The sequence below is a fragment of the Mesorhizobium sp. ESP-6-4 genome (assembly GCF_020164735.1).
GTDB lineage: Bacteria > Pseudomonadota > Alphaproteobacteria > Rhizobiales > Rhizobiaceae > Mesorhizobium.
In genome coordinates this window covers 1-13,559 of record NZ_JAIUGS010000032.1, presented here as the reverse complement: position 1 = coordinate 13,559, position 13,559 = coordinate 1, and the positions used below count along the sequence as shown (strand labels likewise).

The 13,559-nt window shown below is 63.4% G+C and carries 14 protein-coding genes; 3 read left to right on the top strand and 11 right to left on the bottom strand.

All coding sequences use genetic code 11. The annotated features are described in order from the left end of the window. Positions 1 to 64 precede the first annotated feature (64 nt). The 10 genes from LB523_RS28655 to LB523_RS28610 form a co-directional block, all read right to left on the bottom strand. Positions 65 to 1,054 (bottom strand): acetylserotonin O-methyltransferase, encoded by a 990-nt coding sequence (locus tag LB523_RS28655; RefSeq protein ID WP_224609465.1) that lies wholly within the window; start codon positions 1,052 to 1,054, stop codon positions 65 to 67. A gap of 99 nt (positions 1,055 to 1,153) precedes the next feature. Further along, positions 1,154 to 1,771 carry a riboflavin synthase gene (locus LB523_RS28650; protein WP_224609462.1) on the bottom strand — a complete coding sequence of 206 codons (618 nt, stop codon included), beginning with the start codon at positions 1,769 to 1,771 and terminating at the stop codon, positions 1,154 to 1,156. Positions 1,772 to 1,832: 61 nt separating this feature from the next. Next, a complete protein-coding gene (gene ribD, locus LB523_RS28645) occupies positions 1,833 to 2,960 on the bottom strand; it encodes a bifunctional diaminohydroxyphosphoribosylaminopyrimidine deaminase/5-amino-6-(5-phosphoribosylamino)uracil reductase RibD (protein WP_224609459.1) in 1,128 nt (375 codons plus the stop codon). Positions 2,961 to 2,962: 2 nt separating this feature from the next. Beyond that, positions 2,963 to 3,442, bottom strand: a complete 480-nt coding sequence (nrdR, locus tag LB523_RS28640) for a transcriptional regulator NrdR (protein ID WP_140541281.1) — start codon at positions 3,440 to 3,442, stop codon at positions 2,963 to 2,965. A 138-nt stretch (positions 3,443 to 3,580) separates the two neighbouring features. Beyond that, a complete protein-coding gene (locus LB523_RS28635) occupies positions 3,581 to 4,168 on the bottom strand; it encodes a hypothetical protein (RefSeq protein ID WP_411966508.1) in 588 nt (195 codons plus the stop codon). Positions 4,169 to 4,244: 76 nt separating this feature from the next. After that, positions 4,245 to 5,558 carry a serine hydroxymethyltransferase gene (gene glyA, locus LB523_RS28630; protein WP_224609453.1) on the bottom strand — a complete coding sequence of 438 codons (1,314 nt, stop codon included), beginning with the start codon at positions 5,556 to 5,558 and terminating at the stop codon, positions 4,245 to 4,247. Positions 5,559 to 5,913: 355 nt separating this feature from the next. After that, complete coding sequence (locus tag LB523_RS28625; protein ID WP_224530705.1) at positions 5,914 to 7,167, bottom strand: murein L,D-transpeptidase; 1,254 nt, start codon at positions 7,165 to 7,167, stop codon at positions 5,914 to 5,916. A 485-nt stretch (positions 7,168 to 7,652) separates the two neighbouring features. After that, positions 7,653 to 8,168, bottom strand: a complete 516-nt coding sequence (gene ldtR / locus LB523_RS28620; RefSeq protein WP_040983294.1) for a transcriptional regulator LdtR — start codon at positions 8,166 to 8,168, stop codon at positions 7,653 to 7,655. Between the two features lie 301 nt (positions 8,169 to 8,469). Then, on the bottom strand, positions 8,470 to 8,892 hold the full coding sequence (locus LB523_RS28615; protein WP_095767691.1) for a DUF6163 family protein: 423 nt from the start codon (positions 8,890 to 8,892) through the stop codon (positions 8,470 to 8,472). Further along, positions 8,889 to 9,932, bottom strand: coding sequence for an enoyl-CoA hydratase/isomerase family protein (locus tag LB523_RS28610; protein ID WP_224609450.1), 1,044 nt, complete (start codon positions 9,930 to 9,932; stop codon positions 8,889 to 8,891). Before LB523_RS28610 ends, LB523_RS28615 begins: the two co-directional genes overlap by 4 nt. Before the next feature lie 177 nt (positions 9,933 to 10,109). Here LB523_RS28610 and LB523_RS28605 point away from each other — a divergent pair, with 177 nt between their 5' ends. Both LB523_RS28605 and hemB read left to right on the top strand, forming a co-directional pair. Beyond that, positions 10,110 to 10,922 (top strand): DUF2066 domain-containing protein, encoded by an 813-nt coding sequence (locus LB523_RS28605; RefSeq protein WP_224609447.1) that lies wholly within the window; start codon positions 10,110 to 10,112, stop codon positions 10,920 to 10,922. 82 nt (positions 10,923 to 11,004) lie between these two features. Next, a complete protein-coding gene (gene hemB / locus LB523_RS28600) occupies positions 11,005 to 12,036 on the top strand; it encodes a porphobilinogen synthase (RefSeq protein ID WP_224609444.1) in 1,032 nt (343 codons plus the stop codon). Here the strand turns inward: hemB and LB523_RS28595 are convergent. Further along, positions 11,993 to 12,688, bottom strand: coding sequence for a GNAT family N-acetyltransferase (locus LB523_RS28595; protein ID WP_224609441.1), 696 nt, complete (start codon positions 12,686 to 12,688; stop codon positions 11,993 to 11,995). The two genes, hemB and LB523_RS28595, sit on opposite strands and share 44 nt — an antisense overlap. A 124-nt stretch (positions 12,689 to 12,812) precedes the next feature. On the opposite strand from LB523_RS28595, the gene LB523_RS28590 reads away from it, so the two are divergent. Continuing rightward, positions 12,813 to 13,457, top strand: a complete 645-nt coding sequence (locus tag LB523_RS28590; protein ID WP_224609436.1) for a dihydrofolate reductase family protein — start codon at positions 12,813 to 12,815, stop codon at positions 13,455 to 13,457. Positions 13,458 to 13,559: the final 102 nt, after the last annotated feature.

Genomic DNA, 13,559 nt, shown 5'->3' with positions numbered 1-13,559 from the left:
CCAACGCTCCATCTCTCGAAGGATTCAGGTCCCGGACAGCGAGATGTTTCGGTACTTTGTTTGGCTAGGCAGGCGAAGCCTCAAGGACCGAGATCGGTGCGCTGGTGTCGATCACTCGCTCGAGCTTCAGCCCTGCGGCCTCGAACAGCCTGGCGTATTGCGCCTCGGTCCGCTCAAGGCCGCCGGTGACCGCGAGCATGACCACATCGATCGCCTTGATCGGGGCCGGTTCGTCGCCCGCGGGGACGAGCGTCTCGGCCACGAGCACCCTGCCATGCGTTGGCATAGCCTCGCGGCAACGGCGCAAGATCAACTCCGCGCGTTCATCGTCCCAATCGTGGATCACCTTCTTGATTACATAGACGTCGCCGACGGGGACGCTGTCGAAGAAGTCGCCGACGACGAAGTCGGTGCGCGACGCATCGCTCCCGGCCTCCTGGCGCGCCGCCGCCACTCCGGAGGCGAGATCGAGAAGAACCCCGCTCAAATGGGGATTACGGGCAAGGATGGCCCAGAGAAGCTGTCCATGCCCGCCGCCGACATCGACGACCCGCGTATATCGGCTGAAATCATAGGCGTCGGCGACCGCCTCGTTGCTGCCTTGGCCCTGGGCAACCATAGCTCGCTGAAACAGGGCAGCCTGTTCCGGGTGGGCCGAAAGCCAATCGAATCTCGGGCTTCCGAACACCTTGTCGAAGGCCGGCTTCCCGGTGCGGACGGAAAACAGAAGCTGCTCGAACGCAAGATAGGCCTCGCCGTTGATCATCCGGATGAAGTCGCGCGGTCCGGGCCGATCGGAACGAAGCGCCGCGCCGACCTCCGTCAAGGCAAATTGACGAGGGCGAACTTCAGTGAAGATTCCCTCCGGCGCCAGAAGCCGCATGACGCGATAGAGCGGCTCCGCATCCGTCTTCGTGCCGGCTGCCAAATCTTCAACCGACTGCTCGCCGGAGGCCAGAAGATCGGGGATGCCGAGTTCGATGACGACGCGCAGCGCCTGTGACACGGCAAATCCGAAACCCAGCCTCATGACTTGTTGCGACGGATTGGTCATGGCTTTCCCCTCCGGCCAGGTGAAAAGCTTACGAGGGGCGCGAGCAGAAGTGAAGCGGGACGCAGTGTTGAACGGCGCGCCCTCACAACCTGCTTTTAGTCAGAGCCCCTCTTTCGCGGCCTCCGCCAGGCGCGCCGCGTAACGCGCCATGGTGTCGATCTCGATGTTGACGCGGTCGCCGGCCTGGCGCTCGCCCCAGGTGGTGACGCTCAGCGAATGATGGATGAGGAGCACGTCGAAGCGGGTCGCTTCGACCTTGTTGACGGTAAGCGAGGTGCCGTCGAGCGCGACCGACCCTTTGGGCGCGATGAACTTCGCCAGATTGCGCGGCGCTTCGAGGGTGAAGCGCACGGCATCGCCCTCCTCCTTGCGCTCGACGATTTCGGCGGTGCCGTCGACATGACCGGAGACGATGTGGCCGCCGAGTTCGTCGCCGATCTTCAGCGCGCGTTCGAGATTTATCCTGGTGCCGGGCTTCCAACTTGACGCGGTGGTCAGTCTCAGCGCTTCCTCCCAGGCCTCGACCTCGAACCAGCGCGCATTCGAGCCGTGCTCGGGCAGCGCCGTGACCGTCAGGCAAACGCCGCCGCAAGAGATCGAGGCGCCAATCGCGATGGTTTCGGGATCATAGGCGGTGTCGATGCGCAGGCCGATGCCTTCGGCCAGCGGCTTCACGCTCGCAACCGTACCAACATCAGTCACAATTCCCGTAAACATCAGAGAGCGTCTTTCGTATTGACCGTGATCTTATCCAAAAACCGGTTCCCACTTTTTGGGCTCATGGTCTTACCCACTCGGCGTAACTGTCCTCGCCGAAGCGCATGTCACGCAGCTTGCGAAATCCAGCCGGGATGTGGTCGGCGTCGATGGGCGATGCAATGCCGTCCTCGCCAATGGCGTCCGGGCCTTGGAAGAGGACAATGCGATCGACAAGATCTTCCTCGAGGAAGGCCTTGGCCACCCTGGCGCCGCCTTCGACCAAAACGCTGGCCATGCCGAGTGCCGCCAGATCCTCCAGCAACTCCGGCAAGGCTATCTCGCTTTCATAAGTTTCCGTGCCGATGAAGTGCACGCCTGCGCGTTCGAGCGACGCCCGCCGGTGCGCATCGGCCTCCAGGCAAGCAGCGACATAGAGCGGCACGCGGTCGACGCCCGAGACCAGCTTCGACGTCTCCGGCAACCGGATCTGGCGATCGAGGACGATGCGCGCCGGCGAGCGGTTCTCCAGTCCGGGCAGGCGCACGGTCAGCGCCGGGTCGTCCTCGAGCGCGGTGCCGATGCCGATCAGGATGGCGTCGGCCTCGGCGCGCATCAGATAGACGTCGCGCCGGGCGATCTCGCCGGTGATGGCGACCTGTCCGGCGCCTTTGCGGCCGATCTTGCCGTCGCTAGAAAGCGCAAGCTTCAGAGTCACTTCCGGGCGTTTTTTCAGAGAACGAGTCAGATAGCCGGCCATCTGCTCGGCGGCCTCGGTGGCCAGCACCTTCTCCGCCACCTCGACGCCGGCGGCGCGCAGGATGGCGTAGCCCTTGCCAGAGACGCGCGGATCGGGATCGCTGGCCGCACCGACGACGCGCGCTATGCCGGCATTGACCAGCGCATTGGCGCAAGGCGGCGTGCGGCCGTGATGGGCGCAGGGCTCCAGAGTGACGTAAGCCGTAGCACCGCGTGCAAGCTCGCCGGCCTCGGCAAGCGCTTCGGTTTCGGCATGGGGGCGGCCGCCCACGGCCGTCACGCCGGTGCCGACGATCATCGGGCCGGCGCCATCGTCGCGCACGATGATGGTGCCGACGGAAGGGTTGGTTGAGGTGCGGCCGGCATTGCGGCGCGACAGCCTGATGGCCGCGGCCATGAACCGGCGATCAAGGGCCGCCTGCGCGGCCTCGTCCAGTCGCGGTCCCGCCATGATCAGCCGGCGTCCTCTTCGGTCTTCTCCTCGTCGCCCTTCAATTCGCCCAGCAGCTCGTGAAAATCCTTGGCCTCGCGGAAGTTCCGGTAGACCGAGGCGAAGCGGACATAGGCAACGTCATCGAGCGATTTCAGCGCCTCCATGACCAGCCGGCCGACCTCGCCCGAGGCAACCTCGGTTTCGCCGGAGCTTTCGAGCTGGCGCACGATGCCGGTGACGGCGCGGTCGATGCGCTCGGGATCGACATTGCGCTTGCGCACCGCGATCTCGACCGAGCGCAGCAGCTTGTCGCGGTCGAACGGCACCTTGCGCCCGGACTTCTTCACAACCACGAGGTCGCGCAATTGCACGCGCTCGAAGGTGGTAAAACGACCACCGCAATCAGGACAGACGCGGCGCCTGCGGATGGCCGCGCCATCCTCCGCGGGACGCGAATCCTTCACCTGCGTATCTTCGGACTGGCAATAGGGACAGCGCATGGGAGCTTTCGGTTTGGCGATTCTGTAGGATGCCGGAAGGCTTAGTTTGTTTTGCCGCTATGGCAAAGCGCGGAGCCTTCCTATCAGAGATAGCGAGGCGCAAGCACAATTGCCAGCGCCCTGCCAAGGCCGGCAACGTCAGGGCGCGACGTCCTTGGTCGAAAACCCGCAGGACGTGCCGAGATTGCGATAAGCCTTGGTGAAGCCATCCATCGGAATGCTGGCGACAGCCTGTTTGCCGAAAGTCACATCGAGCGAGGTGACCTTGCGCATGGCGCGCAGCAAGGTCAGGCTGGTCTTGGCCTGGTTGTCGACCAACCAGCTCGGGCGGCCGCCGGCGGCGGCGTTGGAGGTGACCGTCGCGGCGACCTTCACGCCGGGGTCGCCGAAAGTCGCGGCGATCTTGTCGCCGGTCGGCAAGGTCTTGTTGTCGATGATGAACATGATGGCCGGATAGGCATCCGGCGGCAGCGCGTCGCCGGTCGAGATCGACAGCGTCAGGGATCCGGCATTGCCGTTGCCGTCGAGGAAAGCCGTCGAGGCGGCGCAGGTCTTGTGCGCATCCTGCCCGGTATCGAGCGTATCGATGATGGTGGTCCACCTGCCGAAAGTATTGGTGGCGGGCAGATCAGCATTCGGCCTGGTTTCGTCCTGAGCCATCGCGGCGGAGGCGGCGAAGGCGGCAAGCGGGCCAAGCAAAGCCGCGGCGAGACGGGAAGTACGCATCATCGGATCTCCAGTAAGCCGCGCCGCCCAGAGGAGCGGCGCAAGCGCAGGATAAAAGATGACGCGCGGCGCCCGGTCAACCGAGATAAGGATAGAGCGGGAAGCGGTCGATCAGCGCCGTGACCTTGGCCTTCACAGCGGCCTCGACCGCCGCGTTGCCTTCATCGGAATTCGCCGCCTTCAGCCCGTCCAGCACCTCGGCGATCAGCTTGCCGATCTCGCGGAACTCGGCCTGGCCGAAGCCGCGCGTGGTGCCGGCCGGCGTGCCGAGGCGCACGCCAGAGGTGACGAACGGCTTTTCCGGATCGAATGGGATGCCGTTCTTGTTGCAGGTGATGTTGGCGCGGCCAAGGGCTGCCTCCGCGCGCTTGCCGGTGGCGTTCTTCGGACGAAGGTCGACCAGCATCAGGTGATTGTCGGTGCCGCCCGAGACGATGTCGAGGCCAGTCTCCTGCAAGCTGGAGGCCAGCGCCTTGGCGTTCGCGACGATGCTTTCGGCATAGGCCTTGAAGCTCGGCTTCAGCGCTTCGCCGAGCGCCACCGCCTTGGCGGCGATGACATGCATCAGCGGCCCGCCCTGCAGGCCCGGGAACACCGCCGAGTTCATCTTCTTGGCGATTTCCTCGTCATTGCACAGGATCATGCCGCCGCGCGGGCCGCGCAGCGACTTGTGGGTCGTCGTGGTCACGACATGGGCGTGGGGCAGCGGCGACGGATGCATGCCGCCGGCGACGAGACCGGCAATATGCGCCATGTCGACCATGAGATAGGCGCCGATCGAATCGGCGATCTCGCGGAAACGCTTCCAGTCCCAGATGCGCGAATAGGCGGTGCCGCCGGCGAGGATCAGCTTCGGCTTCGTCTCATGCGCGGTCTTCTCGATCGCGTCCATGTCGAGCAGGTGATCGTCCTTGCGCACGCCGTAGGAGACGACCTTGAACCACTTGCCGCTCATGTTGACCGGCGAGCCGTGAGTGAGATGGCCGCCCGAATTCAGGTCGAGACCCATGAAAGTGTCGCCGGGCTGCAGCAGCGCCAGGAACACTGCCTGGTTCATCTGGCTGCCCGAATTCGGCTGGACATTGGCGAAGTTGCAGCCGAACAGCTTCTTCGCGCGCTCGATGGCCAGTTCCTCGGCCACGTCGACGAACTGGCAGCCGCCATAGTAGCGCTTGCCTGGATAGCCCTCGGCATATTTGTTGGTCATGATCGAGCCTTGCGCCTCGAGCACGGCGCGCGACACGATGTTTTCGGAAGCGATCAGCTCGATCTCATGGCGCTGGCGGCCGAGCTCATTGCGGATGGAGCCGAAGATTTCCGGATCGGCATCGGCAAGCGTGGTCTCGAAGAAGGATTCGAATTTGGTGGAGGCTGCCGCGGCATTTGACATGGCTTGCTTTCCCTTGGGGCCGGAGGTCTGCGAGGTCGCCGCGCATTAACACAGTTGTTTTCGGCCCGCCACGTTTGGGGCGCGAAATTTGCTGGCCGGTTTGCGCCAAGACAAGCGCACCCGGTTCTAATCCCGCGGTTCGCCGCCCTTGAGGTCGTTTCGGAGAAGGTGATCTCGGTGAACAGCTTGCACGCCGTGTGGTCGTTGATGCGACCAGGCATGGCCTGCAGTTCGGCGCGCTCAGCCTCGATGCCCGCCAGTCTGAAGCCGAGTTCGATCCCTGATCAAACCCTGCGGCTGGCCTGAACAAAAAAGACCGCTACGAGAGCGGCCTTTTTCTTCTTAGATCGAATGCTTAAAGCGCGGAGCTGATCTGCAGCTCGCTGGCGCCGTCGAGGCCGTAGATGTCGTCGCGGAATTGCACGACGCCCGGGGCGGTCGACCACGCCGACAGATAGAGGAAGTGAACCGGCACCGGGTTGACCACATTTATCGGGGTGTTCTCGCCGGTCTTGATCGCTGCCTCGAAATGCTGGCGGTCCCAGCCGGGCGTGTCGCGCAGGATCCAGGTGACGAGGTCGCGCACGTTCTGGACACGCACACAGCCGGAGGAATCGAAGCGCATCAGCTTGCCGAACAGGCTCTGCTGCGGCGTGTCGTGCATGTAGACGCCGTCCGGGCTCGGGAAGTTGATCTTGACCGAGGCCATGGCGTTGCCGGCGCCGGGATCCTGGCGGAAACGGTATTTCGCGGCGTCGTCCGTCGACCAGTCGATGGTCATCGGATCGACCTCGCTGCCATCCGGCGCGAACAGGCGGATGTGGCTGTCCTTGAGGTAGTTCGGGTCCTTCCGCATCAGCGGAATGATGTCCTTGCGCACGATCGAGACCGGCGCATTCCAGTACGGATTGACGATGATCTCGTTGATCTTCGAGTTCACGATCGGCGTCTGGCGGTCGATCTTGCCGACGATCGCGGTGTGGCGCAGCACGACCCGGTCGTTCTCGACCGCTTCGACCTGGGCGCCCGGAATGTCGACCAGCACGTAACGGTCGCCCAGCGTGCCGGCCTTTTCCTTCAGGCGCTGCAGGTTGGTCTGCAACTGGCCGAGCCGGACCTGCGCCGACACGTTCATCGCGGCGTAGGTGTATTTGCCCATGGCGCCGTCGGCCGGCAGGCCATGACGGAGCTGGAAGCGCTTTACCGCCGAGTCGACATAGGAATCGAAGGCCGTTGAAATGCCGGCGCTCTGCGGCAGGTCGCCCGAGACCATCAGGCGCTTGCGCAACGGCACGACATCCGGATCGTCGTCGCCAAGCTGCAATTTCTTGGTGGCCGGAACCTGCTCCCAGCCGCCCTGGGAGACGATGTTCTGGTACTGCGCCACCGCCTGCTCGGTGAAGGCCACCGTCTGCAGGCTGAAGATCGGCAGCGTCGAAGCGACCTTGTTGGTGTCGGTGCCGCGCGCGTCAAACTGATCGTCCCAATTGCCGCGTGTCGAGGATTTCAGGATGTCCCCGATCACGTCCTGGGCGCTCGCCTGGCCGGCGACCAATGCGGCGGCGAGCGCGGAGGCTCCGGTAAGGAAGAAACGGCGGCTGGTTCTCATGGCAGACATTCTTTGCGTAATCGCTCTCGCTCAATCGCTTGCCGGGCGGCTTGTCCGCACTCTAGGGGTGGCAAACTTAACAATTCGCCAACCATGACCCGCATCGGTCGGCCGCCAGAAACGCGCTGCCGCAACGCAGATTCCAAGGAGCGCAAGGCACAGGCCCGCAGCGTCACTGTCACTCACAAACCGCATTGACCGCGATTATGGCGGCAACGTGGCCTTGGCCCGCGATTTGCATGCGGCGGCAAGGTGAAAGGAAGGGCGGCGATGCTTTTTTGCATCGCGCGAGCTGGCGCGTCCTTGCGAAGTAAGCACCCTGCCCTTCAGGCGCGGAGCTTCAATGCGCAGAGCGACGGTCAAACTCCCGCAGATGCCCGCCTTCGCCAAAAGGATAGGACCGGTGCGCTTCAAGCACCGATCCCGTACTCTTCTCCCGGTCGCGCTTCTTCGGCGCGGCTTTCCCGTCCCCAATTGCGAAGCGCTCACATCCGGTAAGCGATCGTATCGTTCCAGAAGCGGTCGAGCCGCTGCAGCGCGCGGTTCATCTGCTTGAACTCGTCGGTGTTGATGCCGCCGACCGCCTCGATCGAGCCGACATGGCGCTCATAGAGGCCGGCGACGACGTCGGCCACCTCGTTGCCCTTCGGCGTCAGCGAGACGCGGACCGAACGGCGGTCGATGCGCGAGCGCTGGTGGTTGATGAAGCCGAGGTCGACCAGCTTCTTCAGATTGTAGGAGACGTTGGAGCCGAGATAGTAGCCACGCGAGCGCAGCTCGCCGGCGGTCAGCTCCGAATTTCCGATGTTGAAGAGCAGCAGCGCCTGGATGGCGTTGATGTCGGAACGGCCGTTGCGGTCGAACTCGTCTTTGATCACGTCAAGCAGGCGGCGGTGCAGACGCTCCACCAGCTGCAGCGATTCCATGTAAAGCGAGCGGATAGCCTCGCGGCGATCGTCGGATACGTTTGCGGTCTTCGCCGCCGGACGCGAATTGATCATTGTCTTTGCCTCTCGTTTGTCGCCTTGGTGATTTTTTGTTTTTCACCTTGATCGCGACACTATCGAATACTCATAAAATTCGACTTAAACGCCAGGGCTAACAAGAGCTTACCGGTAAGAGGTTTCGGAAGACGCTTAACGATCGGTCACCCGAGCAAGAACAATTAACCTAAAGATTTAGCCAATTGATTTTCCAGTGAAACGGGGCCGCGAAATCGGCCCCGAAGGCCGGCCCTTGGCCGGCTTTATGGGTGGAGCATGATGTCGTCCGAAAACCGCTTCACACTTTTCGGCATCATGCTCATTGGCGGAGCCGGCGCTTCTGCAGCCAGATGGTGACGCGAAAGACGATGTAGAGCAAGGCCACGCAGGCGTGCGATACGACGATCAGCAGCCGGTGGCCGAAGAGATCGGGGAAACCGGCATACATCACCGTCTCGGTCGCGGCGCAGATGAACCAGATCACCGGCCCCCACGATGCCAGCATCCAGAGGCCGGCGGCGGCGAAGGGAAAGAACACCGCGAGCATGGCCGCCGCCACCTGCCAATGCACCGGCATCAGGTCGAAGCGCCACATCTCGCCCGGATAAATGCCGATGAGGCGGATCCAATAGAGGATGCCGAACAACAGGCAGTAGCCGGCGATGACGCGCTGGAACCAGGCGAAGATGACCTCGGTGGTCGATGGCTGCAGCACCACGCGCCTGGAGGTGACCTCGCTCACAGGACAAGCTCCTTGTCCCCGAGCGGCGCGAAATAGGCGTCGATGTCGGCCGTCCGGACCTCATCCAGGCGTGCGGGCCGCCACTCGGGCTTCGAGCCTTTTTCGATGATGGCGGCGCGGATGCCTTCGTAGAAATCATGGCCGGCAAGCATGCGGTTGAGGATGCGGAACTCCATCTTCATGCATTCGTCCATCGACAGTGTCGAGCCGGCGCTGATCTCGCGCCAGGCGACGTTTAGGCTGGTCGGCGAACGGGTCTTGATCATGGCAAGCGTCCTGGCGGCGAAAGCATCGCCGGCGGCGGCCTCCTCGAGGCTGGCGATGATATCGGCAAGCGAGCTTTGCGAAAAATGGCGTGCGATCGAATCCGGGTCCTGCTGCTCCGTCTCGCGTTTTGCCGGGACGGAGAAATTGCGCAGCTCGGCATCCGGATCGTTGCTGGTCGCCAGCGCGTCGAGCAACCCCGCCTGGTCCTGCGCCTTGATGGTGTGCGTGGCAAGCCCCGACCAAAGCGCATCGCCGTAGCGGATGCGATTTCCGGTCAGCCCGAGATACATGCCGAAGGAGCCGTCGAGATCCGGCAGCAAATGACTAGCGCCGACATCGGGGAAGAAGCCGATGCCGACCTCCGGCATGGCGAACTGCGCGTTTTCGGTCAGCACGCGATGCGAGCCATGGAAGGAAATGCCGACCCCGCCGCCCATGACGATGCCGTCGATCAAAGCGATATAAGGTTTTTTGAAGCGCGCGATGCGGGCGTTGAGCCGGTACTCGTCGGCGAAGAAATCGACCGGAGGGTCGCCGGCGCGGCCGGCCTCGTAGATATGCAGGATGTCGCCGCCGGCGGAAAACGCCCTGCCCTCGGCCTTGACGACGACGACACCGACGCCCGTGTCCTGCTCCCAGGCGTCGAGCGCCCTGCCGAGCGCCTTGACCATGTTGTGCGTGACGGCGTTGAGCGCCTTGGGTCGGGTCAAAGTGACCACACCCGCTCTGCCCAGCCGCTCGAAGCGGATCTCGTCGCCTCCGCCAAAATCCATCACCAGAGAATCCCTCTCTCCGCCCGCCGGGGGAGAGAAGTGCTAAAGGCGGCATGGAGACGCGTCAATGGCGGCGGTTACTGGGGAGCGCTCCTTGCGCTGGCGGGCGGCAGCGCCAGATGTTAGGTAACCGGCAAAGCACTGTGCCCGCGCCCGACAGGTTTCGAGCAGACCGACATGCCTGGAATTTTCCGCTTTGCGGTTGGATTGGTCGGTCTCCTATGTCTGGGACTGCCCGTCCGCGCCGCGACAATCGCCGAGCTCTACCAGGCGCAGGCGATCGTCACCGGCACCGGCGAGGCAAATCGCGAGATCGGCTTCAAGGATTGCCTCGACAAGGTGCTGGTCAAGGTCTCGGGCGACCAGCGCCTGACGCAGAAGACGGAGATGCTGGCTCTGCGCGACAAGGCGGCCGACTTCGTGCAGTCCTTCCGCTATCACGACCGGCTCGAAGGCATCCCGATCCATGACGAGCAAGGCACGCATGACAGGCCGCATGATCTCACCTGCCTCTACAAGCCAGCTGTCATCGACAAGCTGCTGGCGCAACTCGGCAGCAGGCCCTGGCTCGGCGAGCGGCCGCCTATCGCCGTCTTCATGACCGCCGAGCAGGGCTCGCGGCATTTCGTGCTGACGGCGGATGAGGACCTGGGCAAGACCATGAGGGAATCCTTCGCCAACGCCACAAGTCCACTGCTGATGCGCATTGTCTTTCCAAAGGCCAGCCAGCTCGGCGGCCTTGACGAAAAGGCGCTCGCGGCCGCCGATATGGCAAAGCTCGACAAGCTCGCGAAGAAAGCGGGAGCGGCCCGGGCGCTCGCCGGCAGCATCGTGTGGAGCGACAAGGAGCTTGGCTGGATCGCCGACTGGCGGCTGGACGATCGCGGCAGGACCTACCGCTGGCAGGCGCGCGGCGTCAGCTTCGACGAGGCGTTCCGTGTGGCGATCAGGGGCGCGGCGCAGATCTTGTCGGGGCACGGGCAGCCGTGAGGCGCGTGCCTGGCACAATCGTGTCGCATTGGTCAGCAGCGGAGACGCGTGGTAAAAGCCGGCGCAAAAGAGAGTTTCGGTGATGAACAAGTTCACTCCCGCAAAGCCCGCCGGCGCGCGCAGCGTCGATGAGATCACCGGCAGCCGGCGGCTGCGGCGCATGCGCAAGGCCGACTGGTCGCGACGGCTGGTGCAGGAGAACCAGCTTTCGGTAAACGACCTGATCTGGCCGATCTTCGTCATCGACGGCAAGAACACGCGCGAGCCGATCGCCGCGATGCCGGATGTCTATCGCCTGTCCGTCGACCTCGCGGTGAAGGAAGCCGAGCGCGCAGCCAAGCTGGGCATCCCGGCCATCGCCACCTTCCCCAATGTCGAGCTTGCGCTGCGCGACCAGATGGGATCGCACATCCTCGACCCGGACAATGTCATCAACCGCGCCACGCGCGCCATCAAGGATGCGGTGCCGGAGATCGGCATCATCACCGATGCCGCGCTCGATCCCTTCACCAGCCACGGCCATGACGGCATCCTGCGCGACGGCATCGTCGTCAATGACGAGACGGTGGAGCAGGTCGCCGCCGCGGCCGTCATCCAGGCCGCCGCCGGCGCCGACATCATCGCGCCGTCGGACATGATGGACGGCCGCATCGGCGCCATTCGCGACGCGCTCGACGCCAACGGTTTCCAGGACGTCGCGATCATGTCCTATGCGACAAAGTTCGCCTCGGCCTTCTACGGCCCCTATCGCGAGGCGGTCGGCACCGCCGGCCTGCTCAAGGGCGACAAGAAGACCTATTACATCGACCACGCCAATTCGGACGAAGCGGTGCGCGAGGCCGAGCAGGACCTCGCCGAAGGCGCCGACATGCTGATGGTGAAGCCCGGCCTGCCCTATCTCGATATCATCCGCCGGCTGAAGGACGAGCTGCAGATGCCGACCTTCGCCTATCAGGTGTCGGGCGAATATTCGATGATCAAGGCAGCAGCCGCCAATGGCTGGATCGACGGCGAAAAGGCGATGCTGGAATCGCTGCTTGCGCTGAAGCGAGCCGGCTGCGACGGCGTGCTCACCTATTTCGCGCCGGTGGTGGCGGAGATGCTGAGGGGCTAGCCTCGAACGCCCGCTCCGTTTTCGTGCGGGTAAGCCGCATGATTGGCCGTTCCCTCGTTGGAGACGGCACGCGGACGAAACCCACGCGCTCGAAGGTCGAGACATAGCCGGTGCTTGACGCACTGGGCGACAGCTCCGCGTCTATCGGATAGGCCTCCACGGCTGGCGCGCCGCTCTTGAAGGCAAGCGCCACCGCACCCTCGATCAATGCGGTGGCGATCCCCCGCCTGCGATAGCCGATGCGAATATAGAGACAAGACAGCGACCATACCGGCACATCGTCGCCAGCCCTCAGCCGCCAGACCCTGCCCAGATGCGGCAAGGCACTGCGCGGCGTTATCTGACACCAGCCGACGGCCTTTTCCCTTTCGAACGCAAGCAAACCTGGCGGCGGTCCTCTTTCCACCACCGTCTTGAACGCCGACCGGTTGCGATCAGCCGGTTGCTTGCGGTAGCCGGCGCCGATGCGCCAGTACATGCACCAGCATCCCGCCGTCGCGCCCTTTTCCCCGAACAGGTCCTCGAGCGTGGGCCACAACTGCGGTGTGAGCATCCGTATGGCAAGCTTCTGATCGTGGCGTCGAGCGGTCATCGCGCAGGCATAACGTACCCTGACCGGAGAAACGCTGTCACAGATCGCCTCGAGGAACAACCGGGCCAGCAGGATGGCCCATCTGAAAGTCGTCAGCCCGATGGAAATAAACCGCTTGCAATATGCAATCAGTTAAGCTATCCCAAAGACTGATTTCGAATTACAACTGGTTTAGGAGGCAGCCATGTCCAAGTTGCGTGTCAACGCTTTCACCTTGTCGCTCGACGGTTACGGCGCCGGTCCCGACCAAAGCCTCGACACACCGCTGGGCGTCGGTGGCGAAAATCTGCACAAATGGATGATCAAGACCCGCTCTTTCCACCAGATGATCGGCAAAGATGGCGGGACCACGGATACCGACAACGATTTTGCGGTCCGCAGCTTCGAGAATGTCGGCGCGTGGATCCTCGGCCGCAACATGTTCGCGCCGAGCCGCGGCGAATGGCCGGACGACAAATGGAAAGGCTGGTGGGGCGACAACCCGCCCTATCATGTACCGACTTTCGTGCTGACGCACTACAAACGCGCACCGATCGAGATGGAAGGCGGTACGACTTTTTACTTCGTTACTGACGGCATCCATTCGGCGCTTGAACAGGCGAAGGCAGCGGCCGGCGGCAAGGATGTGCGGGTCGGCGGCGGCGTCTCGACCGTTCGGCAGTATCTGCAGGAGAGCTTGATCGACGAGATGCATCTGGCCATCTCGCCTGTCCTGCTCGGCTCGGGCGAGCATCTGTTCGCCGGGCTCGATATGCTGAAGCTGGGGTATCAGTGCATGGAACACGTTGCCACGACGGATGCCACGCATGTGATGATCGGGCGGGCGTAGGCCAGGCTTCTCCTTCTCCCCTTGTGAGGGCTTTGCACGGGAGAGTGAATTCTGTTTGTTGGGCTAATGAGGCGTTTTTTGAAGGCCATGGGAGGCGGTTTT